The organism is Agrobacterium sp. 22-214-1, from assembly GCF_053522465.1.
In genome coordinates this window covers 567,170-590,183 of sequence record NZ_JBNWCK010000003.1, presented here as the reverse complement: position 1 = coordinate 590,183, position 23,014 = coordinate 567,170, and the positions used below count along the sequence as shown (strand labels likewise).

General features: G+C 60.7%; 21 protein-coding genes and 2 pseudogenes. 17 read left to right on the top strand and 6 right to left on the bottom strand.

All coding sequences use genetic code 11. The features are described 5' to 3' along the window. Positions 1–23: 23 nt before the first annotated feature. A pseudogene (locus ACQZ5G_RS15825) lies at positions 24–125 on the top strand (L,D-transpeptidase); the annotation flags it as partial. Between the two features lie 143 nt (positions 126–268). Here the strand turns inward: ACQZ5G_RS15825 and ACQZ5G_RS15820 are convergent. Beyond that, entirely contained in the window at positions 269–1,117 is an 849-nt protein-coding gene (locus ACQZ5G_RS15820) for a LysR family transcriptional regulator (protein WP_448736407.1), read from the bottom strand. A 103-nt stretch (positions 1,118–1,220) separates the two neighbouring features. Between ACQZ5G_RS15820 and ACQZ5G_RS15815 the strand changes: the two genes are divergently transcribed. Beyond that, a complete protein-coding gene (locus ACQZ5G_RS15815; RefSeq protein WP_448736408.1) occupies positions 1,221–2,555 on the top strand; it encodes an aspartate aminotransferase family protein in 1,335 nt (444 codons plus the stop codon). Here ACQZ5G_RS15815 and ACQZ5G_RS15810 read toward each other — a convergent pair. Further along, positions 2,552–2,971: a sensor histidine kinase gene (locus ACQZ5G_RS15810; protein ID WP_448742672.1), complete on the bottom strand. Its 420-nt coding sequence runs from the start codon at positions 2,969–2,971 to the stop codon at positions 2,552–2,554. The two genes, ACQZ5G_RS15815 and ACQZ5G_RS15810, sit on opposite strands and share 4 nt — an antisense overlap. 36 nt (positions 2,972–3,007) lie before the next feature. On the opposite strand from ACQZ5G_RS15810, the gene ACQZ5G_RS15805 reads away from it, so the two are divergent. After that, positions 3,008–3,307 carry a roadblock/LC7 domain-containing protein gene (locus ACQZ5G_RS15805; RefSeq protein ID WP_448737047.1) on the top strand — a complete coding sequence of 100 codons (300 nt, stop codon included), beginning with the start codon at positions 3,008–3,010 and terminating at the stop codon, positions 3,305–3,307. Between the two features lie 1,346 nt (positions 3,308–4,653). On the opposite strand, the gene ACQZ5G_RS15800 is transcribed toward ACQZ5G_RS15805, so the two are convergent. Next, entirely contained in the window at positions 4,654–5,394 is a 741-nt protein-coding gene (locus ACQZ5G_RS15800) for a response regulator transcription factor (protein ID WP_003503937.1), read from the bottom strand. Between the two features lie 238 nt (positions 5,395–5,632). Between ACQZ5G_RS15800 and ACQZ5G_RS15795 the strand changes: the two genes are divergently transcribed. The 4 genes from ACQZ5G_RS15795 (at position 5,633) to ACQZ5G_RS15780 (ending at position 11,159) form a co-directional block, all read left to right on the top strand. Further along, on the top strand, positions 5,633–6,631 hold the full coding sequence (locus ACQZ5G_RS15795; protein ID WP_448737048.1) for an ABC transporter substrate-binding protein: 999 nt from the start codon (positions 5,633–5,635) through the stop codon (positions 6,629–6,631). A 114-nt stretch (positions 6,632–6,745) separates the two neighbouring features. Then, positions 6,746–7,771 (top strand): ABC transporter substrate-binding protein, encoded by a 1,026-nt coding sequence (locus ACQZ5G_RS15790; protein ID WP_448736409.1) that lies wholly within the window; start codon positions 6,746–6,748, stop codon positions 7,769–7,771. Between the two features lie 98 nt (positions 7,772–7,869). After that, the gene (locus ACQZ5G_RS15785; protein ID WP_448736410.1) at positions 7,870–10,101 is read left to right on the top strand and encodes an ABC transporter permease; all 2,232 of its coding nucleotides are present in this window, start codon (positions 7,870–7,872) and stop codon (positions 10,099–10,101) included. Then, positions 10,098–11,159 (top strand): ABC transporter ATP-binding protein, encoded by a 1,062-nt coding sequence (locus ACQZ5G_RS15780; protein WP_125145427.1) that lies wholly within the window; start codon positions 10,098–10,100, stop codon positions 11,157–11,159. Before ACQZ5G_RS15785 ends, ACQZ5G_RS15780 begins: the two co-directional genes overlap by 4 nt. Before the next feature lie 75 nt (positions 11,160–11,234). Here the strand turns inward: ACQZ5G_RS15780 and ACQZ5G_RS15775 are convergent, their stop codons facing one another. After that, positions 11,235–13,271: an oxidoreductase gene (locus tag ACQZ5G_RS15775; RefSeq protein ID WP_448736411.1), complete on the bottom strand. Its 2,037-nt coding sequence runs from the start codon at positions 13,269–13,271 to the stop codon at positions 11,235–11,237. Between the two features lie 141 nt (positions 13,272–13,412). Between ACQZ5G_RS15775 and ACQZ5G_RS15770 the strand changes: the two genes are divergently transcribed. From ACQZ5G_RS15770 to ACQZ5G_RS15755, 4 genes are all read left to right on the top strand, one after another. Then, positions 13,413–14,054 (top strand): TetR/AcrR family transcriptional regulator, encoded by a 642-nt coding sequence (locus tag ACQZ5G_RS15770; RefSeq protein WP_448736412.1) that lies wholly within the window; start codon positions 13,413–13,415, stop codon positions 14,052–14,054. Between the two features lie 160 nt (positions 14,055–14,214). Next, positions 14,215–14,889, top strand: coding sequence for a response regulator transcription factor (locus tag ACQZ5G_RS15765; RefSeq protein WP_448736413.1), 675 nt, complete (start codon positions 14,215–14,217; stop codon positions 14,887–14,889). 35 nt (positions 14,890–14,924) lie between these two features. After that, entirely contained in the window at positions 14,925–16,322 is a 1,398-nt protein-coding gene (locus tag ACQZ5G_RS15760) for a sensor histidine kinase (protein WP_448736414.1), read from the top strand. 250 nt (positions 16,323–16,572) lie between these two features. Beyond that, positions 16,573–17,202, top strand: coding sequence for an outer membrane protein (locus ACQZ5G_RS15755; RefSeq protein ID WP_004433164.1), 630 nt, complete (start codon positions 16,573–16,575; stop codon positions 17,200–17,202). Positions 17,203–17,334: 132 nt separating this feature from the next. Here the strand turns inward: ACQZ5G_RS15755 and ACQZ5G_RS15750 are convergent, their stop codons facing one another. Further along, the gene (locus tag ACQZ5G_RS15750) at positions 17,335–17,724 is read right to left on the bottom strand and encodes a hypothetical protein (RefSeq protein ID WP_020810134.1); all 390 of its coding nucleotides are present in this window, start codon (positions 17,722–17,724) and stop codon (positions 17,335–17,337) included. A 490-nt stretch (positions 17,725–18,214) separates the two neighbouring features. Between ACQZ5G_RS15750 and irrA the strand changes: the two genes are divergently transcribed. The 4 genes and pseudogenes from irrA (at position 18,215) to ACQZ5G_RS15730 (ending at position 20,466) form a co-directional block, all read left to right on the top strand. Then, entirely contained in the window at positions 18,215–18,700 is a 486-nt protein-coding gene (gene irrA / locus ACQZ5G_RS15745; RefSeq protein ID WP_269829935.1) for an iron response transcriptional regulator IrrA, read from the top strand. 197 nt (positions 18,701–18,897) lie between these two features. Continuing rightward, a pseudogene (locus tag ACQZ5G_RS15740) lies at positions 18,898–19,432 on the top strand (peroxiredoxin). 13 nt (positions 19,433–19,445) lie between these two features. After that, the gene (locus tag ACQZ5G_RS15735; protein ID WP_448736415.1) at positions 19,446–20,018 is read left to right on the top strand and encodes a hypothetical protein; all 573 of its coding nucleotides are present in this window, start codon (positions 19,446–19,448) and stop codon (positions 20,016–20,018) included. A gap of 40 nt (positions 20,019–20,058) precedes the next feature. Then, entirely contained in the window at positions 20,059–20,466 is a 408-nt protein-coding gene (locus ACQZ5G_RS15730) for a pyridoxamine 5'-phosphate oxidase family protein (protein WP_448736416.1), read from the top strand. Between the two features lie 51 nt (positions 20,467–20,517). Here the strand turns inward: ACQZ5G_RS15730 and ACQZ5G_RS15725 are convergent, their stop codons facing one another. Beyond that, on the bottom strand, positions 20,518–20,949 hold the full coding sequence (locus ACQZ5G_RS15725; protein ID WP_004433168.1) for a MarR family winged helix-turn-helix transcriptional regulator: 432 nt from the start codon (positions 20,947–20,949) through the stop codon (positions 20,518–20,520). A gap of 206 nt (positions 20,950–21,155) precedes the next feature. On the opposite strand from ACQZ5G_RS15725, the gene graD reads away from it, so the two are divergent. Beyond that, a complete protein-coding gene (gene graD / locus ACQZ5G_RS15720; protein ID WP_020810141.1) occupies positions 21,156–21,695 on the top strand; it encodes an FADH(2)-dependent resorcinol hydroxylase reductase component in 540 nt (179 codons plus the stop codon). Positions 21,696–21,774: 79 nt separating this feature from the next. Beyond that, positions 21,775–23,004, top strand: a complete 1,230-nt coding sequence (gene graA, locus ACQZ5G_RS15715) for an FADH(2)-dependent resorcinol hydroxylase oxygenase component (protein ID WP_004433172.1) — start codon at positions 21,775–21,777, stop codon at positions 23,002–23,004. Positions 23,005–23,014: the final 10 nt, after the last annotated feature.

Genomic DNA, 23,014 nt, shown 5'->3' with positions numbered 1-23,014 from the left:
CTGTTGTTGCTGTTCACCGCTGCGGCGATGCTGTATCGGCTGGCTGCATTCGCCTCTTGAATCAGGATATCATCGACCTTTACAACCGGGTAAAGCCCGGTGCCCGGATCGTTGTACAAGGTTAGCGTGGAGCCGCTTGATAGCCTGGCGAAGTTCCAGACGATTGTATCCTGCGTGATTGAAACGGAAGTCGTGAATATCGCTACCTCGAGACCCGTGCCGCCGGTAGCCACGGCAGCCCGTCGCTTCGAAGCCCAGATATCTAACGCTAGAGGCTGAGACCGGGAAGAACGGTGCGGATGTGATTGCCTAGCGCCCTGGCTGCCGACGAGGTCTGCGTGTCGGCAAACTCGATGGCAATGCCGATCGTCGGCAGGGGTGGTAGCCCGCTTTTGACGATATGAAGGTCGGCTGGAACGGCTGTCCTTGTCAGCACGCTGATGGCGTGGCCGGAGCGCGCGATTGCGATGAGGCCGGAAAGGCTGTTGCTGGCGAAGGCGACGCGGTAGCGGCGATTGGCGGCTTCCATGGCGTCGCATGCCGCGCGGTGATCCAGCGTCACCGGCGCGGAGAGTGCGAGCGGCAGCACATCCTTGGCGAGGAGATCCGGCTCCGGCCTGTCCGCCACCCAGACGAAGCTTTCCCTGCGGAGCACGTCGCGGTGATCCGGATCGGATTGCGAAACCAGCGCCATGTCGATCTGGCGGCGCTGCAGGAGCGGACGCAATTCCGTCGTGGGCGCACAGACCATGCGCAGATCGACTTTCGGGTAAGTGCCGAAGAAGCCTCTCAGCAGTTCCGGCAGGAAGGCGATGGAATAATCTTCAGGGCAGCCAAGGCTCACGGTTCCCTGCAGCGTCGCCTCGCCCATATCGGCAAGGATTTCATCATGCCGGGCAAGCAGGGCGCTGGCATGGGCAAGCAGTCTCTCCCCCGCCGCAGTTACGCGCACTCCAGAACCCGTTCGCTGCAGCAGGGTATGGCCGACCAGCTCTTCCAGCCGTTGCATCTGGGTGCTGAGCGCGGATTGGGTGCGTCCGATCTGCGCGGCGGCGACACTGATGGAGCCGGCGCGAGCGACAATGATAAAGTTCTTCAGCAGCGTAAGGTCGAGCATGGCGATATCAAAATTATCGATATCGGAGTAAAATACTATCAATTGGACTGAGGTGGCAATGGGTTGTTATGTTTCGGCAAGATAAACTCTTGGGGAATGTGCCATGGACAAGCTTGCGAAGAACTTCGCCTCGCTCAATGACGAACCGGCTTTCTGGGAGGCCGCCAATAAACATCTGACCCGCTACGGACCGGCCTTCGAGGAGATCATCGTCGAACGGGCTGAGGGAAGTTTCGTTTATGATGCGGATGGGCGCGCCATTCTCGATTTCACCTCAGGCCAGATGAGCGCTTTGCTCGGGCATACCCATCCGGATATCGTCGCCACCGTCAACCGGCAGATGGCATCGGTCGCCCATCTCTTTTCCGGCATGTTGTCGCGCCCGGTCGTCGACCTAGCGGCGCGGCTGGCGGCGCTCGCGCCGGGTCTCGATCGCGTGCAATTGCTGACCACCGGGGCTGAATCCAACGAGGCGGCGATCCGCATGGCGAAGCTCGTCACCGGCGGGCATGAGATCGTCGCTTTCGCGCAGAGCTGGCACGGCATGACAGGCGCTGCCGCCTCCGCTACCTACAGCGCCGGCCGCAGGGGGTATGGCCCGGCCACGGCCGGCTCACTCGTTATTCCCGCGCCGAATGCCTATCGTCCGCGTTTCAAGAATCCCGATGGATCGAATGACTGGCAGGCCGAACTCGACGATGCCTTCGAACTGATCGATCGCCAGTCGACCGGCAATCTTGCCGCCTTCATTGCCGAACCGATCCTGTCGAGCGGCGGTATCCTCGAACTGCCGGCCGGTTATCTCGCTGCGCTAAAGAAAAAGTGCGAGGAGCGCGGCATGCTGCTCATCCTCGATGAAGCCCAGACCGGTGTTGGCCGGACTGGGCATATGTTCGCCTTCCAGCGCGACGGTGTGACGCCCGATATCATGACGCTGTCGAAGACGCTCGGCGCCGGCCTGCCGCTTGCGGCGGTGATGACGAGCGCGGAGGTCGAACAGAAGGCCTTCGAGAGGGGTTTCCTGTTCTATACGACCCATGTTTCCGATCCGCTGCCGGCGGCTGTCGGCGTGACGGTTCTCGATGTGGTGGCGCGTGATGGGCTGGTGGAACAGGCGATTGCCCGCGGGAACCGTTTGAAGGAGGGGCTGTTCTCGCTGCAGCAGCGGTTCGAATGCGTTGGAGATGTGCGCGGGCGCGGGCTTTTGCTCGGACTTGAAGTCGTCGCTGACCGGCATACGAAAGCCCCGGGTTTCGAACTCGGTGCGCGCATCATGCAGGAGGCGATGTTGCGTGGCCTCAGCATGAACATCGTCAAGCTGCCCGGCATGGGCGGCGTCTTCCGCATTGCGCCGGCGCTGACGGTATCGGATTCGGAAATCGACCTTGGGCTGGAGATACTGGCGGATTCGATCGAATCCGCACAGCTTGCCCGCTAGGTGTAGCCGGCATTTGCCGGGAATGTCAGTTCAACCCTTGCGCCTTCGCCGGGTCTGGAACTGATATGCGCTTCGCCGCCGCTCTGGCGCACGAAACCGTAGACCATGGCGAGGCCGAGACCTGCACCGCCATGGTCGCCCCGCGTGGTGAAATAGGGCTCGAAGGCCTTGTCCACGGCCTCCGGCGTCATGCCGATGCCCTCGTCGGTGACGGCGATCACCAGCGTATCTTTTCCAGAGGCGGCCTCGATCGAAATCAGGCCGCCATCGGGCATGGCGGCTGCGGCGTTCAGGCATAGATTGAGGATGGATTGTTCGAAAAGGGCCGGGTCCAGCGGTATCGAGGGAAGATCGCCATCGATATCGAGCGCGATCCGGCATTTGGGGCCGACGGCGATTTCCAGAATATCGGCCATGCCCCGCAGCAGGCTTGCGACATTGATGACGCTTGGATGAATCGGCTGCTGGCTGCCGATGGTAAGCATGCTGCTGGCCAGAGACCGGCCGCGATCCGCCGCCTTGCGGATGCGGGCGATGTGTCGCTTCTGGCGATCGTTGAAACCGGCTTCCCGCTCCAGAAGTCCAAGACTACCGGTGATGATGCCGATCATGTTGCCCACCTCATGGCTGACCTGATGGGTCATGCGCATGATGCCATCAAGTCTCTGGGCCTTCACGGCTTCCGCTTCCTGACGGTCGAGAGCGGTCACATCGCGGGCGAGCAGCACGATGCCGCCATCCGGCTGGCGTGACATCGAGACTTCGATCACCCGCTGATCGTCAGTGCGATGGCGCACGACTGCGCGGTCGAGCAATTCCCCCGGCTCTGTATCGAAGGGCAGCAGAGCCGGGTCGATTTCCGGGATGGGTTCGACAAACCGGCGAAGCGGCAGTTTTCGCGACGAGCCGGAGCGTCCGACGAGTTCGATGATGCGGCGGTTCATGGTGATCGGCCGGCCAGCCGGATCGAACAGCGCTATTCCCTCATTCATGTTGCGGAAGGTCGAGCGGATGGTGCGGGCCGCCGCTTCCGCCGTGCGCCTGAGGCGCGAGACGCGATCGACGCTGTCGTGGAAGGCGCGGAATGCATCGAGCAGCCGGATCAACTCCGTCTCGGGACCCGTATAGGAGGGCGGCCCGACGTCCTTTTCCCCCTTGGCGAGGGCATTCATGCCGTTGGAGAGCGTCACGATCCCGCGCGAGACACGCATCACTGAGCGGATCGAGAAGATTGCCACGATGAGAACCAGAAGGGAGGCGACGGCGACAATGATCAGCAGCCGGTTGAGAGCATCGGAGGTCGAGATAAGGTCTTCGTTCAGGCTTCGCGCAACCGCGTCGCCCTGGGTTTCGGTCACATGGGAAAGATCGCGCGAGACGGTGTGAAGCCGGGAGACAGAGGCGCGGATCGCGAACATTTCCAGAAGGTAACGGCTCTGGGCCTCGAATACCCGCTCATAGGGCCGCAGTTCGGCGACAGGCAGGCGCTCGCCCGGATAACCCTGCTGGCGCGCCGTTGTTTCCGCCACGTAGCGGCGGCGCAGTTCGCCAAGCTGGAAAAGGCTGTCGGATGCGGATGCGGCCTGCACGATGCCGTTCATTCTTCGACGCAGTTCCGGATCGAGGATGCCCTGACCGGTGGCGATTTCGCCGAGCGCTGCTGCCGCTTCCGCCTTGTGCCCCTGCGCCGCGTCGGCATCCTTTGCGAGGTCCAGTGTCTGCGCCCTGATAAGCTGGAGCAGTTCAACGATACGCTCGCTCGCAAAACCGCGTGCGGCCCGTTCGCCGCTGTCTGGACCCGTCATCTGCAACAGCAGGTCGACCTGCTGGACCACGGAGCGGCTTTCGCTGGAAACGCGATAGGGCGAGGCGGCATTCATCAGAAACGGGGCGCTGGAGACGAGATCGGAGACCTGCCGCGAGACCAATGAGGCCTTGGCGAGACGGGAAAAGGCCTGCAAGCCGTAGGCTGCCATTTCATCGCGGGCGCGCTGCAGGCCGTAAATGGCGATGGCGGAAAGGCTGAAGACGAGGATGCAGGTAAAGACGATCGCAAAGGGCAGGCGAAAGGCGATGGAGGAAAGGAAGGAGCGGCTGATCACGGGGAAAGCTCGCCCTCATCGGTATGCAGGACATAACCCTTGCCGCGTCGCGTCTTGATGTGACGTGGAAGATCCGGGTTACGCTCGATCTTGCGCCTGAGCCGCAGCACCAGCACGTCGACATTTCTGTCGATATAACGGTCGCTTTCCGAACCCAGCCTGTCGAGAATCTGGGAGCGGCTGACGGGCTGGTTGGGTGTTTCTGCGAGAATTTCCAGAAGTGCGAATTCGGCACTGGTGAGCGTGCGGCTGCGGTCAGCGAGGCAGACGGCGCGGCGCGCATCGAGATCGATCGCCCAGTCGCCGAGGCGCAGCGCTGTGCGGCCGTGGTCACGCTCGCTGTCCTTGTCCTGTTTCAGCGACGGGATTGTTCGCCGCAGGACGGCCTTGATCCGCGCCGTGAGTTCAATCGGTTCGAAGGGTTTGACCACATAATCATCGGCGGCCGTTTCCAGACCGAGTACCCGGTCGGCAGCACTGCCGGCGGCGGTGACCATGACGATACCGATGTCGATCTGGCTGCGCAGCCGCTGGGCAAAGGTGCGCCCGGATGTGCCGGGCAGATTGTGGTCGACGAGGACGAGCTCCATCCTGTCCTTTGCCAATATCTCGTCCGCCTCCTCGGCGGAGCGCGCGCAGGTGGGCAGCCAGCCCTCCGCCTCGATGAGGTCCGAGATGAGCTCGGCCATATCCGGATCGTCCTCGACGATCAGAATGCGAACCTTCTGATTAAGCACTGCACTTCCTCCCGCCACCATCATAGGCATGGCGGCGGCGATCTTCAAAGGCTCGCTGGTTATCTCCCCTGTCATAATTGTAATATCTGTAATCTTGTTCGGCAGTGCGGTGAAAGATTGGTAACCATTCTTCGATTGCGGTGCGGACAGGATGTGACATGCTGTAGGTGGAGACTGGAACGGGGAGGTTCCAGGCAGGGAGGCTTAATTGAAAGCATTGACCGCACTTGCGGCGAGCATGGCCCTATGGCTGTGCGGCGCAGGGCATGGCATGGCCGAGCCGAAGTTGAACGTCCTTTGCGGCGTCGACGAAGCGTGGTGCTTGACCATGCAGCGGGCTTTCGAAGCCAGGGCCGGTCTCGAGATTTCGATGGTGCGCAAGAGCACCGGCGAAATTCTCGACCAGATTCGTGCCGAACGATCGCATCCCACTGTCGATGTCTGGTGGGGCGGTACTGGCGACACCCATTTACAGGCGGGGTCTGAAGGGCTGCTGGATGAATACCGGCCCGCCCATCAGCAGGATTTGCTGCCCTGGGCGCAGAATTTCTCGGTGATGTCGGGATCGCGGTCTGCGGGAATTTATGCCGGCGCGCTGGGCTTCGCCTATAATTCGGAACTGCTTGCGAAGAACAATCTGCCGGCGCCGACCTGCTGGAAGGATCTGGCGAAGGATGTCTATCGCGGCCATATCCTGACCGGCAATCCGAACTATTCAGGCACGGCCTTCACCATGCTGGCCACCCTCGTTCAGCTATTCGGCGAGGAGGAGGCTTTCGGGTTCATGGCGAAGCTCAACCAGAACGTCGTGAGCTATACCAAGGTTGGTGCTGCACCGGTGAAGGCGGCGGCGCGGGGCGAGATCATGATCGGGATTTCCTTCATGCATGATGCCGTGACCCAGAAGATCGAAGGTTTTCCGCTGGTCATCGTCGCGCCGTGCGAGGGCACCGGTTATGAAATCGGGGCCGTCAGCATCGTCAAGGGCAACCGCAATACGGCCCTTGCGCAGGATTTCGTGGAATTTGCGCTGAGCCCGGAAGGGCAGGCGACCGGGGCTGCTGCCGGCCAGAACCAGGTGCCTTCCAACGCCCGGGCGACATTGCCGCTGACCGCACCTGACATATCGATGATAAAGATGGTGGATTACGACTTCGCCACCTTCGGCCAGCCGGAAGAGCGAAGTCGGTTATTGAGCCGCTTCGACAGCGAAATCCACCCGAGCCAGACCCAGTAGGGCCAAAAACCAACCCCTCAAAAAGACAGCGCGCGCGCCGCAAAGTGCCGCGACCGGCAGCGCCATGTCTGCGCGCGGCCCAAGAATTCAGACGCAAGCTACAGGAGGATAACCATGCGACTGACGATACTTTCCACCCTGCTTTTTGCCGGCACGGCACTGAGCGCCGTTTCCGCGCGGGCGGCGGGCGAACTCAACCTGATCTGCTCGGCCGATGTCGTCATCTGCGAACAGATGAAGGGCGACTTTGAAAAGTCACACGACATCAAGGTCAATATGGTGCGCCTGTCTTCGGGCGAGACCTATGCCAAGGTGCGCGCGGAAGCCCGCAACCCGAAGACCGACATCTGGTGGGCCGGCACCGGCGATCCGCACATGCAGGCGGCGTCCGAGAACCTGACGCTCGAATACAAGTCGCCGATGCTGGACCAGTTGCAGGACTGGGCCGTGAAGCAGGCGGAAAGCACCGGCTACAGGACTGTCGGCGTTTATGCCGGCGCATTGGGCTGGGGCTACAACACCGAAATCTTCAAGTCCAAGGGTTACAAGGAGCCGAAGTGCTGGGCCGACCTGCTGGCGACTGAACTGAAGGGCGAAATCCAGATCGCCAATCCGAATTCCTCCGGCACCGCCTATACGGCGCTTGCGTCGCTGGTGCAGATCATGGGTGAGGATCAGGCGATCGACTATCTGAAGAAGCTCAACGCCAATATCTCGCAATATACCAAGTCCGGCTCGGCGCCGGTCAAGGCGGCGGCGCGCGGCGAAACGGCGCTCGGCATCGTCTTCATGCATGATGCGGTGGCGCAGACGGCGGAAGGCTTCCCGGTCAAGTCCATCGCGCCCTGCGAAGGCACAGGTTATGAAATCGGCTCCATGTCGATCATCAAGGGCGCCCGCAACCTCGACAATGCGAAGACCTGGTACGACTGGGCGCTGAAGCCGGAAGTGCAGTCGCGCATGAAGGACGCCAAGTCCTTCCAGCTGCCCTCCAACAAGACAGCGGAAGTGCCGAAGGAAGCACCGAAGTTCGAGGACATCAAGCTCATCGACTACGACTTCAAGACCTATGGCGACCCGGCCAAGCGCAAGGCGCTGCTGGAACGCTGGGACCGCGAGGTCGGTGCGGTCGCAAACTGATCTGAACCGCTGATCTTAACTCCGGCGACAGACATCCCGGCTTTCAAAGCCGGGATGTCCGCCACTCTTTCATCGGCATGAAACAAGCGAGGTCGGCCATGACACGTGGCAATCGCAGGCTGGACATCGTCCTGGCGCTCGGGGCTTTTGCCCTCATTCTTCTCCCCTGGTATCGCATCGAAGGCGGCTTTTTCAGCTTCCGCTGGCTGTCCGGATTTTTCTCTTCCGCCAGCAATGCGCCCGGTGTGCTGCAAATATTGTCCTATGGAAAACCATGGCTGGTCGGCGTCGCTGTCTTTTTCTTCGCCGCATGCCTTGTCCGGTCCATCCGTGATCCGATGCGGCGCGGCGGTCTGCTTGCCGTCATCGGCGCTGCCGGTCTCATTTTCCTCGCCTTGCAGGGGCTGGCCATCGGCTTTACCGGCTGGAGCTGGACGGTGAGCGAAAACCTCTTCGGCATGCTTGCCGATGGCCAACCCTCCATGGGTGCCGGTGCCGTCGTCATGTCGTTCGTCTTCGTGCTGCTTTTCGCCTTCGGGCTTGCCGAACGCGGCGTCATGAAAGGCGACGCCTTCGTCGTCGGCGCCATTTCCGTTCTGGTTTTCCTCGTCACGGTTTTTGTCTTTTATCCGATCGGCAGCATGCTGGTCGCCTCCGTTCAGGATTTCGATGGCTCCTTCAATGCCGATGGCTTCATCCGCAATATTCAGGATCCCGGTATCTGGAGCCTTGGCTGCGTGATGGGCGAAGAGCGTTGCGGCGTTGCTTGGCGGACGCTGTTTCTCGCCCTGATGACGGCCTTCGGTTCGACCGTGCTCGGTCTCGGCTTCGCTTTGATCGCCACCCGCACCCGCTTTCCCTTCAAGAAGGGCCTGCGGCTTCTGACGGTTCTGCCGATCATCACACCGCCTTTCGTCATCGGCCTTGCCCTGACGCTGCTTTTCGGTCGCGCCGGTGTCGTCACCGAATGGCTTTCCTATCTCTTCGGCATCGAACCGGGCCGCTGGCTTTATGGTATGACCGGCATCTGGATCGCGCAGGTCCTTTCCTTCACGCCCATCTCGTTCCTGGTGCTGATCGGCGTGGTCGAAGGCGTCAGCCCGTCGATGGAAGAAGCCTCGCAGACGCTGCGTGCCGACCGCTGGCGCACCTTCTGGCGGGTGTCGCTGCCGCTGATGAAGCCCGGTCTCGCCAATGCCTTCCTCATCGGCTTCATCGAGAGCATGGCGGATTTCGGCAATCCGCTGGTGCTTGGCGGCACGCATGGCGTGCTGTCGACGGAAATCTTCTTCGCCGTCGTCGGTTCGCAGAACGATCCGTCCCGCGCTGCGGTTCTGGCGATCATCCTTCTGTGCTTCACGCTTTCGGCCTTCCTTGCCCAGCGCTTCTGGCTGGCAGGCAAGAATTTTGCGACGGTGACGGGCAAGGGCGACAGCGGCGCGCATATCGCGCTGCCGCGCGGCCTGTCCATCGGCGTTCACGCCGTCGTGGTGCCGTGGATGGTCTTCACCATCGTTGTTTATGGCATGATCCTTGTGGGCGGTTTCGTGAAGACATGGGGTCTCGACAATTCCCTGACCCTAGACCACTACGTCCGCGCCTTTTCCATCAGCTTCTCCAATGGCTCGATCGCCTGGACCGGCGTGGCCTGGAACTCGTTCTGGACGACCATGAAGATCGCGCTGGTTTCCGCGCCGCTCACTGCTGCCGTCGGTCTTTTGACCGCCTACATCATCGTGCGGCAGAAATTCGCCGGGCGGAACCTGTTCGAATTCGCGCTGATGATGAGCTTTGCCATTCCCGGCACGGTCATCGGCGTCAGCTACATCATGGCCTTCAACCTGCCGCCGGTGGAAATGACCGGCTCGGCGCTGATCCTGATCGCCTGCTTCGTGTTCCGCAACATGCCGGTCGGCGTGCGCGGCGGCATCGCGGCGATGAGCCAGCTGGACAAGAGCCTCGACGAGGCCTCGCTGACGCTGCGGGCCAATAGTTTCCGCACCATCCGCAAGGTCATCCTGCCGCTCTTGAGGCCCGCAATCACGGCCGCACTGGTCTATTCCTTCGTGCGCGCCATCACCTCCATCAGCGCCGTCATCTTCCTCGTCAGCGCCGAATACAACATGGCGACCTCCTATATCGTCGGCCTCGTCGAGAACGGCGAATATGGGGTGGCGATTGCCTATTCCTCCATGCTGATCGTGGTGATGATCACCGTCATCACAGGCTTCCAGCTCATTGTTGGCGAGCGTCGCCTGCGGCGCGAAAACCGCGTCGCCGGCCTGCCCTCCGCTTCCTCCGTTCCTCTCGCTCAGGAGAAAACCGCATGATTTCCGTAAAGCCCGGCTCCGTCACCTTTCAGAATGTCCGCAAGACCTTCGGCGCCTTCACCGCCATTCCCGACCTGTCGCTCACCATCGAGCCCGGCACGCTGGTCACTTTGCTCGGTCCCTCCGGCTGCGGCAAGACGACGACGCTGCGCATGCTGGCGGGCCTCGAGCATCCGACTTCGGGCCGCATCCTGATCGGCGACAAGGATGTGACCATGCTGCCCGCCAATGAGCGCGATGTCTCGATGGTCTTCCAGTCCTATGCGCTTTTCCCGCATATGACGGCGCTCGACAATGTCGCCTATGGCCTGCAATCCTCCGGGCTGCGCAAGGCGGAAGCGCGGGAAAGGGCGGAAGAGGGCCTGAAGCTCGTCGGCCTTGCCGGCATGGGGCATCGCCTGCCGGCCGAACTTTCCGGCGGCCAGCAGCAGCGCGTCGCGGTCGCGCGCGCTCTCGTGCTCGAGCCGCAGGTGCTGCTGCTCGACGAGCCGCTTTCCAACCTCGATGCCCGCCTTCGCCGCCGGGTCCGCACCGAAATCCGCGAATTGCAGCAGCGGCTTGGCTTTACTGCCGTCTATGTCACGCATGATCAGGATGAGGCGCTGGCTGTTTCCGATCGGATCATCGTGATGAAGGATGGCGAGATCGCCCAGTCGGGTGCGCCGCGCGATCTCTACGAGGCTCCGGCCTCCGCCTTCATCGCCGATTTCATGGGTGAGGCGAATGTCGTCGGTTGCGAGGTCATTGGCGTTGAGGGCGCCGATGCGCTGATCCGCGTCGGCGGGATCGATCATCGGGTCGCGGCCCGCAACGCCCGGCCGGGTCCCGCCGAGCTTGCGGTCCGCCCCGGCTCGATTTCCATCGGACAACCGGGCGGGCCGGGGCTTGCCGGACGGGTGCTGCACAGCGCCTATCTCGGCGGTCACGTCGAATATGAGGTGGAAACCGATATCGGTACGCTTTTCATTGTCGACCATGCCGTTGAGACCAGCCTGCCGGCGGCGAGCGATGTGACGCTGGGGTTCAAGAACCGGGGCATTGCCTTGATTCAGGCCTGAAGCCGCTGCCGATCCCGCATTCGTGTCGCGACAGAGGCAGATTTGTTCTGCCTCTGTCTGTCGGGAACGCCAGCCTCAAATATCCTTTGCCAGACGAAGCGCATCGTAGATCGCCGCATGGGTATTGCGCGCGGCGACCGCATCGCCGATCCGGAAGAGCCGGTAGGCGCCTTCCGGGTTGCGCTCGACCGCTTGAGCGGCTCCTGCAAGCAGGGCGTCGTAGGAGATTTCTCCGAGGTTTTTCGAACCGGGTTTGAGTTCGAAATAAAGGTCGTCCAGCGGGATCGTGCCGTGGTTGACGACGATCTGGTCGACGGTTCTCGATTTCGCCACACCGCCATAATCGCTGCCGACATGGGCAATGAGCTGGTTGCCGTTTCTTTCCGCCGCTTCCAGCCGGTAGGTAACGGTGAAAGTCACATCGCGTTTTTGCAGCGAGCGCATATAGGGAACGAGGTTCATGGCCATGACTTCCGGGGCGAAGGCGCGGTCAGGCGTCATGATCTCCACTTTCGCCCCGGCTTTTGCAAGGAATTCGGCGGCTTGCAGACCGGCATGATCGCCGGCATCGTCGAAAACCAGCACATTCGTTCCCGGCTTGACGTCTCCTGAAATGATATCCCATGCCGAGACGACGAGATCGTTGCCGCTGGAAAGTACATCGGTATGCGGCAAGCCGCCGGTGGCGATGATGACCACGTCAGGGTTTTCCGAAAGAACCGTGTCCGCTTCGGCCCAGTTGTTGAAATGAAAGGTGACGCCCAGCCTCTCGCACTGGCTCATGCGCCAGTCGATGATGCTGATCATCTCCCGGCGGCGTTCGCTTTGCGCGGTTAGCCGGATCTGGCCGCCGGGATTGTTGGCGGCCTCGAACACGACGACCTCATGGCCGCGTTCGGCACAGACGCGCGCGGCCTCGAGCCCGGCCGGTCCGGCGCCGACGATCACCACCTTCCGGCGTTCCGCCGCCTTGGGTATCTCGTGTGGCATGGTTTCCTCACGGCCCGTTGCCGCATTGTGAATGCAGAAGGCGAGACCGCCCTGATAGATGCGGTCGAGACAATAATTGGCACCCACGCAGGGGCGAATATCGTCCTCGCGTTTTTCCATGATCTTGCGCACGATATGCGGATCGGTCATGTGGGCGCGGGTCATGCCCACGATGTCCACCTTGCCGGCGGCGATGGCGTGGCGGGCGGTGGCGACATCGGGGATCTTGGCGGCGTGGAATGTCGGGAAACTGGTCGCGGCGCGGATTTCACCGGCGAAATCGAGATGCGGCGCATTGGCCATGCCCTGAATGGGGATGACGTCGGTCAGGCCCGGATCGGTGTCGATATGACCCCTGATGACATTGAGATAATCGATCAGGCCGCTGTCCTTCAGGCGTCTGGCGATTTCGATGCCCTCTGCCTTCCCGGTGCCGCCCTCAAGACATTCGTCGGCGGTATAGCGGACACCGAGGATGAAATCGTCGCCCACGCGTTCGCGCATCGCCTTGAAAACCTCGAGACAGAAGCGCATGCGGTTTTCGAGCGGGCCGCCATAGGGGCCATCCAGCTCGTTGGTCAGCGGCGAGACGAACTGGTCGATGAGATGGCCATAGGCTTCCAGCTCCACCCCGTCCATTCCGCCTGCCTTCATGCGTTCGGCGGCGTCGGCGAAGTCCTTGATGATACGCTCGATATCCCAGTCCTCGATCTTCTTCGGAAAAGCCCGATGCGCCGCTTCGCGGTGATGGGATGGCGCAAGGATCGGCAGCCAGTCGCCCTTGTCCCAGCGGGTGCGGCGGCCGAGATGCGTGAGCTGGATCATGATCGCCGCGCCCTGTTCATGCACGGCGTCGGTCATTTCCCGGATCCACGGGACGATCTCATCCTTGTAAGCGAGCAGGTTGTTGAAGACGGGCGGGCTGTCCCTGGAGACGGCGGCGGAACCGGCCGTCATCGTGAGCGCAACGCCGCCCTTCGCCCGCTCCACCGTGTAGGCGCGGTAACGCCCCTTCGGCATGCCATCCTCGGGATAGGCGGGTTCGTGTGAGGTGACGATGATGCGGTTGCGCAGCGTGAGGTGTTTTAGCTGGTAGGGCTGAAGAAGGGGATCGCTCGACATAGCCTGCTCCAAAAGGGTTTCTGTCTCAAGGCTAAGCGGGAATGTACACTTGTGTCAATTTACAAAACACAATTGTCTTTTCTTTTGACATGGGTGTACATCCCGCTTGTCGCGAAGAGACCGATTTGCTACGAACGCGTCATGGAAGCGACATTGAACGACACCGGCTGGCGTGGATCGCAGGAGGGGTGGCTTGAGGCCGCCTATCAGGCTTTGCTGGAATCGGGCGTGGATTCCGTCAAAATCCTGCCTTTGGCGAAAAAGCTAAATCTGTCGCGCACGAGCTTCTACTGGTTCTTCAAGGACCGGGAGGAATTGCTGGCCGCGCTTGTCGCCCGCTGGCGGGAAAAAAATACCGGAAGCATCGTCCGGCAATCCGAAGCCTATGCCGAGACGCTGGCCGAAGCCATGCTAAATGTTTTCGATTGCTGGCTGGATCCCGCGCTTTTCGACAGCAGATTTGAATTCGCCGTTCGAAGCTGGGCCCTTCAGTCCGACGAGATTCTTGCGGAGGTTCGCAAGGCCGACGAGATGAGAATGGCGGCGCTTGCACGCATGTTCGTGCGGTTCGGCCACAATGAAAACACGGCGGATGTGCGTGCCCGGACCACCTATCTGGTGCAGATCGGCTACATTTCCATGCAGTCCGAGGAAGATGTGGCGGTGCGGATGCAGAGGATTCCGGACTATATCGCCATCTATACCGGTGAGATGCCGCAGCAGCGTGAGCTTGACCGGTTTTATGCGAGGCATGGGTACAGGCCTGGAACGGCGCAACCGTGACATTTCCAGAGTGAGGTCAGCGTAAAACGCACGCAATGCCGTCGGATTATGTGCTGTAAGGTGGTAGAAGTCGAATTGTCTGCCCGCCCTCCTGCAATGTAGCTGCAACATTTCTCGACCAGTGGTGGGGATGGCAAGAATCCATTTCCGGGGGAAGTCATTGCGAATCTTGCTTCTTGAGGATGAACCCGAAATGGCGCGCGTGCTTCTTGAAGCCCTGCGCCGGCGCGATGTGCTTGCCGATCATGTCAGCACCATCAGCGATGCTGACGCCCTTGCGCGGGACGGGTCTTACGACGTGCTGGTTCTGGATCGCCGCCTTCCCGATGGCGAGGGGCTGAACCTGGTGGCTTCGCTTCGGCGGAGCAGGCATTCCGTGCCGATCCTTGTTCTGACGGCGCTTGGAAGTGTCGATCACCGTGTCGACGGGCTCGATGCCGGAGCGGATGATTATCTTGCCAAGCCCTTTGCAATCGAGGAGCTGCTCGCCCGCCTCAGGGCTCTCCACAGACGCGGCCCTTCTCTTTCCGACAAATATGCGCATTTCGGAAATCTGAGCATCGATCCGCGCAGCAATGAAGTCAGCATTGCCGGCTCCATCATCGAGTTGCGGCGTCGGGAATATCTGGTGCTGGAGGCGCTGATGCGGCGTCCGAACCGAATCGTCACGCGGTCGAACCTGATCGAGGCGGTCTATACGCTCGATGACGAAATCGAGTCCAACGCTCTCGATGCGCACATTTCCCGGATCAGGAAGAAGCTGGCGCAGGCTGACGCCACGGTGGAGATAAGGGCCGTGCGGAATATCGGTTATCTCATCCGGTTGAAGACATGAGACAGGAGCGTAATCGATCCCTGCGATGGGGGCTGATGAAGCGCCTTTTCGCATTGCAGGCGTTCCTGCTCGTCCTTTTCGTCATCCTTCTCATCGGCTGGATATGGATCATCGATCCGCGGCTCGAAGGTGCGAATGAAGAGGCTGCCCGCATCGTCGCGGAGAGCGTGACGAAGGACGGACAGGGCAGGCCGCAACTGTCGGCGACGCCGGAGCTGGCGGAGTTGAAACGGCGCTATCCGAATCTCTGGTTTGTGGTGCGCGACGCCAATGACATCGTATTGCAATATGGCGCTGTCCCGGAGCCTGCCCTGTCGGCGGTATTTCCCCGAAGTTTTGACCGCGCGCGTCTGGAGGCGGCCGGAACGCTACGCGCCACCGTTGAAAACCGCGATACAGCCGCCGGGCGGCTTCAGTTCATTGCCGGGACGGAGGAAGGAATTCCCAATGACGGTCTGAGTATCTGGATCAATGTTCAGCTGGATCTGGAAAAGGATGCCGAGGGCGCCGTCCGCTGGCTGACTGTGCTGCCGGCGCTGGGCTTCATCATTCTCATCGCTGTTGTGCCCATGCTGATCCTGACGGGCATCGCGACGCTGCTCGTGACTCCGCGGGCGGTCGGCCGTTCCCTGAGCGGGCTGATGGAAACCGTGAAGCAGGCGCAGTCCATCGATTTCGAGAACCGTTCCGAGCGTATCGACCGTTCGAAAGTTCCCCTTGAAATCATCCCGCTGGTGGATGCCTTCAACGTTGCGCTGTCGAGGCTCGATGACGGGTATAATCGCCGCAACCGCTTTCTCGCCGATGCGGCGCATGAGCTGCGGACGCCGATCGCAATCGTGCGCACCAGAGCTGACCTCTTGCCCGATGACGCACTGAGCCGTCAGATCAGGGCCGATATCGACCGCTTGACCCGCGTTGCGCATCAACTACTGGAAATGCAGGCGGTGGGTGCGGTGAAACTGCCGGCGGAGCCGCGCGATCTCAACAAACTCGTCGAGCGCATCGCGACCGATCTCGCCCCGATTGCGATGGATGCCGGTTACGAGTTCGATTTCGAGCCCGGCGAGGGCGAAGCCGTCTTTACGGTGCAGACGTCGATTATCGAAATGGCGGTCGTCAATCTCGTGCGCAACGCGATCGACCATGCCGGCGGCAAGGGCGCAATTACGATCCGGGTCGATCCGGCGGGGGCCATCGAGGTCTGCGATGAAGGGCCGGGCATACCTGTCCCGGAGCGTGCGCAGGTATTCGAGCCGTTTCATCGCATCAACACGAACTCGCCCGGAGCTGGCCTTGGGTTAAATCTGGTCCAGAAGGCGGCGGAGCTTCATTGCGGCCGTGTTCTGTTTCTCGACCTCAATCCCGGCTTTTGTGTCCGGCTCGAAATTCGATCGATAGTTTCGAAAGGCGCCGCGACCGCGCTCCGATAATGAAATTTCTTACGATTCGGTTAAGGAAATAGACCTAACTTATTTAAATAAATAAATAATTTCTAATAAAATTCGTTCCATGCAATGCAGGCGCAATTCTCGCGGGGAAAATCCCCTTATCTGCTGAACGCATCCGCACGTCATGTCGGTCGGCGCAGCAGACTAACGGGAGCCGGTTTCCGGTTCTTCAACGCGAACTGAAACTTGGCTGCGCCAGAAGATGGCGCATCGGTTTCGTCTGGAGTCATTCATGTCGATCGTCAAGAAATCGCTTGTCGCCGTGACCATCGCCGTCGCGGTTGCAGGCAATGCCCATTCCGCTGATCTTACCAATTACAATACGCAGCAATCCTTCGATTACGGCAGTCCGCCGGCGTTCTCCTGGGGCGGGGCCTATGTGGGTGTGCATGGTGGCGTTGCCTCCCCGAAATTCAACCCATTGGCCAGCGGGCGCGGCCTGACGGGGGGTGTGCAGGCCGGGTATAACTTCCAGTTCGGTTCGGGCGTGGTCGGTGCGGAACTCGAAGGGTCCTATCTCGGGAACGAGGCGCGTGTGCCGAACGGTCGTTTGCGGGAGCGTTTCCGGGGCGCGGCCAAGATGAAGGCCGGCGTGGCGCTCGACCAGACGCTGGTTTACGGCACCGCCGGCCTGACCACGACAAAGTTCAGGGACGGAAACGGCGTGACGGGTCCCGATGGCTGGAAACAGGGCTATCTGGTCGGCGCAGGCGTCGAACAGAGTTTCGGTGGCGGCCTGTCGGCGAAGTTCGAATATAATTATGTGAGCACCGGAAATGTGGCCACGACGACCGCCAGCGGCAAATCGAAAACCGATGTCAGCGATCATGTCATCAAGGCCGGTCTGAATTATCGCTTCTGATCGGCCCTTCCCATGACAGATTCCAGGGAGAATTCTCAAAAGAACGCCGCCGCTTTCGGTCTGGAAGCGGCGGTGAAAAAGGGCGGAGCGCGGCACATGCGGAGCCGGGCTGAAATTTGAAACCCGTAACGGTCATTCGCATTCGAGCGAAGGTTGCCGGAAGCTCGTAACATACCATTCGGCCCCGGAATTGCGGGTGTAGAAGGTATAGAAGCAATCGATGCGCTCGATATAGGCCGGCGTTTCGGACACTTCGTAACGTTCGCCACGCCGTGTTGTCCGCACTTCGCCACTCGACGATCCGGCGACAGCCTGCGTCTTGTTTTTCCGCCATTGATAGGCCTGCTGGCCGGGACCCAGACTGTAGATATTGTCCGGCGGCCCATAGTCCAGCATCACGCTGGTTATGGGCGCGCCGATATAGCTTTTCATGACAGTCGAGGCGCAGGCCGTGAGCAGTATCGATGCGCCGGCGATAAGGAAGATTGCTGCCGGGACTGCAAGGGACGATCTGTTGGACATGGAAGTTCCTTTCTGCGGTGACGTTCGCAGGGATAGGAACCGGTTATTGCAAGTACATTGCACGGGAAAAGCGGGGCGAGGCGGGTGGCATCCGCTGAAAGCGGCGATGCCCGAATTGCCGGTATCGGAGGCCGGCGATGTTGCGGCCGATATGTGTCGACAGGCCATTTCGACATCCTGGGACAGCGGAGGTTTCGTCGTTCAGGAAGCCATCTTTCATCTTTTGCAGTTAAGAATCATTTGCAATAAGGATTGACGCTGGGTTTATTTCCCATATTCTGCTGTTGCGAATGAGTTGCAACTTCGGTTTCCGGGCGAATTCAGATGATCGATGTCGAATGTGTCGCTGCGAATGGATTTATCTGCACGGCGGAGGCGGATGATCCGGCCGGGATCGCAGTTTCTTCCCGCAATTTGTCCCTTTCGATCGGATGTCCAGATGCTTTTTGTCCCTGATGAAACCCGCAAACGCTTCCGCACCGAGGAAGCGATGCTGCGAACGCGGGCAGCGCTGAAACGGGTCGGCCTGCGTCCAACCCGTCAGCGAATCGTGCTTGGCGGGCTTATTTTCCGGGAAGAGCACAGACATTTCACGGCCGACGATCTGCATCGTGAGACCATTGCGACGGGAACGCGGCTGTCGCTGGCGACGGTCTATAATACGCTTAACCAGTTTGCCGAGGCGGGTTTCGTCCGCAGGGTCTGTATCGAGGGCGGCCGGACCTATTTCGATACCGATACCGCCAATCACCAGCATTTCTATGTCGAGGCCGAGGATCGGATCATTGATATTCCCGCCGGCCGGATCAGTCTGGGAATGCTGCCCGAACCGCCGGAAGGATATGTCATCGACAAGGTGGATATTCTGCTTCGTCTTGTGCGTCTGGAGCCGGAGAAACAGGCTCCTCGAGGGTACGGTTCCGCATGTCGCGATGAGCCTGAACGCCGGGGATTGAGGGATGGAAACCTGAAATGACGACCTTCTGGAGAGCCGCCCGCGCCTGTGCGCCGGGCGCGCGTTCAAACCCGTTCATCGTCTCATAGCCGCGGCGCAGTCGGCGTCCGCTTTGTGAAAGTCGTCACAGATTTTGGAAATTGCGGCCCGCCTTTCCGGATGGAGGCGGAATGAGCCGCCTTGTCTCGTCCGGCAAACGGCAATGAAAGGAAATCCAAATGCTTACCATTGGTGCAAGACTGCCCGCATTCGACCTCCAGGCGGTTGTTTCCACTGATCCGGCCAATGCTTTTACACGCATCAGCGACACGAGCAGCGCCGGCAAGTGGAAGGTCATCTTCTTCTGGCCAAAGGACTTCACATTCGTCTGCCCGACCGAAATCGCGGCTTTCGGCAAGCTCAATCCGGAATTCGCAGATCGCGACGCGGTCGTCTACGGTGTCTCGACCGACAGTGAATTTGTCCACCTCGCCTGGCGGCAGAACCACGCGGATCTCAAAGAATTGCCAATCCCCATGCTATCGGACATCAAGCGCGAGTTGAGTGCGGCTTTTGGCGTGCTGCATCCCGTGGAAGGCGTTGCGCTGCGCGCCACCTTCATCATCGATCCGCATCATTCGCTTCGTCACGGTCAACGATCTCGGCGTCGGGCGCAATCCGCAGGAAGTGCTGCGGGTGCTCGATGCGCTTCAGACCGACCAATTGTGCCCATGCAACTGGCAGAAGGGCGACGACGTCCTGAAGGCCGCATAAGCGAGGGTCGAGCATGAAACAGGTTTCAATCCTAGGCGGAACGCAGGCCTTTGCCGCATCGCGTTCGCGAGACTTCGTCGTCATTTATGGCGGCGACCGATATTGGAAGAGGCTGACCGAACGGGCCAATATGGCCTATTCGCAAGGGGAAATTTCGCTTGCGCGCGGCATCTATGGCGATGCGCTGGCGGAAGGGGAGCGGCTGTTTACCGCCGCCCTCGAAAAGCCCTGCCACTATCCAGCGCCGGTCATCTACAACGTCTCGTGCCATAATCTTGCGGAACTGGAGAATGGTGAGAGCAATTACCTGGAGGCGGAAGGGCTTTACCGGAGAGCTTACGAGCGGCTTCTTGAGGCCGCCCGGTCATCTTCCTCGCCGATGGCGATGCGGGTCGCCTGCGTTCAGCATCTCAAACAGGCGCTCGCAGCCCTTGCACATCATCTCCGGTCGCGGGGGCGTGACGACGGGGTGATCGACCGTGCGGTTCAGGAAGCATATGGCACTGCCTTTGCCGTCTTCCGTGCGGCCCGCCATGCGGAGCAGGCGGGCGACGATTGCCCGCATTGCCCGATCATTCCGTCATGACGATGAAAGCCCACTCTCAAACACATTAGGATAATGCAACGTGAATACGCTAGACGATACGATGAAATCCTTTCTCGCCAAACAGCTGCCGATCCAGTCGACGGTCAGCAAGGACGGCTTGCCGGATATCGGGCCGAAGCGCTCGCTCAGGGTCTATGACGACAGGACGCTGATCTACAATGAGAATACCGGCGGTCAAACGCTGCAGAACATCCGTGACGGCTCGAAGATCGCCGTCGCGGTCATAGACCGGGAAGCGCTCGACGGCTATCGCTTCGTCGGCCGGCCGGAGATTTTCACCGAAGGGGCTCCGTTTCAGAATGCCCTGGGTTTCGCCGGCAAGGCGGGAATGAAACAACCCAAATGCGCCGTGCTTATCCACCTGGAGGCGATTTATACGCTGCGGTCCGGCCCTGATGCGGGCAAGAAACTCTCAAATCCCGAATAGGCGGAAACCTCTGCCGATCATAACGGCCCGCATTTTTCGAATGCGAGCCGTTTAGAGGCCGGCAATGTTGCGGCCGATATGGCGCAGTATGCTTTTGAAGAGTTTTACTTCGGCCGGGTCGAGGCCTTCGATCGCGGTTTTTTCGAACATGGCGGCGATGGGCATGAGTTCATCGGCCAGTTCCTCGCCCTTCGGGGTGAGGGTGATGCGCACGATGCGCGCATTGTCGAGCGGCCGTTCGCGGCTGACGAGGTTACGCCGGACCATCAGCCCTACGAGCCTGGACAGCGTGGAAATCTCCACCGATACCATGTCCGAAAGCTCGGTCAGCGTCTTGCTCTCCTGCTGCCTCAGCGTCGCCAGCACGCGATACATCGGCAGGGTGATGTCATAGGAGGCCAGTCTTACCGAAAAGCGCTCGCCAAGCCGAACGCCCACCCAGTTGAGCAGGTAGGGTACCGAATCGGTGAATTGATAGGACACGAGCAAATCCCCGTTTGAGAACCATCTGCGCAGATGCTGATGTGCGCCTATCGGCTGTACCGGCACAATCCATCCGTTTCAATAGCTTCGCCCCATAAGACGGGGGAATGCGGCGTTCTGCCTTTCACAAAAAATGACGAAAAACATTTGCATTGACAAATGTTGCAAACGCAAATAAATAAGAATGCAGGATTTGGGAGGATCTCATGACATCAGCATTGTTTGGCCTGAGCAGCCTTGCGCCTGAAGGCGTCGGTCAGAATTTCCGTTCAACGATGCGTCGTTTTCCGGCGACTGTAACGGTTATCACGGCCTGCGCTTCCGGTGATCAGCGCGATCACGGCATGACGGTCACGGCCGTCACTTCGGTCTCAATGGAGCCGCCGTCCCTGCTGGTTTGCCTGAACAATCGCACCCTGCTGCATGAACTGTTGCTGTGCCGGCCCGATTTCATCGTCAATGTGCTGACGCAGGATCAGATCGCCCTGTCGGATGCCTTTAGCGGCAAGGTGTCGCCGGAAGAGCGTTTCCGCGACGGTCAATGGCAGCGCCACGACAATGGCGTTCTCTATCTGCCCACGGCCCATGCCGCCATCGCCTGCCGTCGGGTTGCGGCCATGCCTTACGGAACCCATACCGTCTTCATCGGACAGGTTGTTTCGGCCGATGTCAGCGAGACGACACGGCCGCTGCTCTACGAAAACGCCCAATATTGCGCCGCAAGCCCCGCGAGCCTGCCCGCCTGATCATTGCCGCCCAGATAAACCCGGCGGGATAACCTCCGGCCAGCAACATCCGGCCAGTAAAGTCCGCAAGGAGACAATCATGAACGATATGAGCCATGCGCCGCTGCCGGCGCAAACGAACCCGCGTGCCCGCCTCGCAAGCCGCGTTACCGGCATAGCCGATCTTTTCCGGGCAAGCGCCAGACAGACGGAGGAGGCCCGGCGCGTTCCCGCCAGCCACATCGAAGCGCTACGCGGCATCGGTTATTTCGATATCGTCAAACCCCGCGCCTTCGGCGGCAAGGGCGGCGATTTCGCCGAACTGGTCGAGGCCAATATCGAGCTTTCGGCCGCCTGTGCGTCGACCGGCTGGGTCGCCGGCCTGCTGTCGGCCCATCAATGGCTGCTGGCGATGTTTCCGGAAGAGGCGCAGGCCGATGTCTGGGGCGAAAACCCCGATGCACTGCTGTGCGGTTCCTATGCGCCCGTAAAGATGGCGGAGCTCGCCGATGGCGGTTATCGCCTGAGCGGCAAATGGGCTTTCGCCTCGGGCTGCGAAAACGCGCAATGGTCCCTCTGCGCCGCCATCCTGCCGCCGCAGGGTGAAGGCAAGCCGGTTCCGGCCTTCCTGCTCGTTCCCGCCGGGCAATATGTGGTCGAAGACACTTGGCACGTGGTGGGCCTCGCCGGCACGGGTTCCAAGACGCTCGTTCTCGACGATGTCGTCGTTCCCAAGCACCGGGTTCTGACCTTTCCGGACGCGACCAGCGGAAAGACGCCCGGCGGACACTATTATGCGGAGGAAGGCCTGTTCAACATGCCGCTTCTGACCGGCATTCCCTCCTGTCTCGCGGCGGCAGGCGTCGGTGCGGCCCGGGGCGCGCTTGCGGCTTATGTCGATCACGTCGGCGGCCGGGTGACGCGCGGTGCGGTGGCGGGCGGCAATAATCGCATGGCCGAATTTCCGACCATCCAGCTGCGCGTTGCGGAAGCTGCGGCGAGCGTCGATGCGGCTTGCGAAATATTGCTGCGCGATGTTGCCCGCGCACAGGCGCTCTCGCAGGCAAGGATCGAAGGCCGGGCGGAATTTACGGTGGATGACCGTCTTCTCAGTCGTCGCGGCCAGTCCTTTGCGGTGTCTCTCGCCCTGCGCGCCGTGCAGGCGCTCAACGATTCCACCGGCGGCGTCGGGCTCGATCTTTCCAACCCGGTGCAGCGGGCGTGGCGGGATGCGAATGCGGTCGGCCGCCATATCAGCATGAACTGGGACGCCGTGGGCACCATGATCGGCCAGAGCATGCTCGGGCTGGAACCCAAGGGTCAATATTGATCGCCTCTCA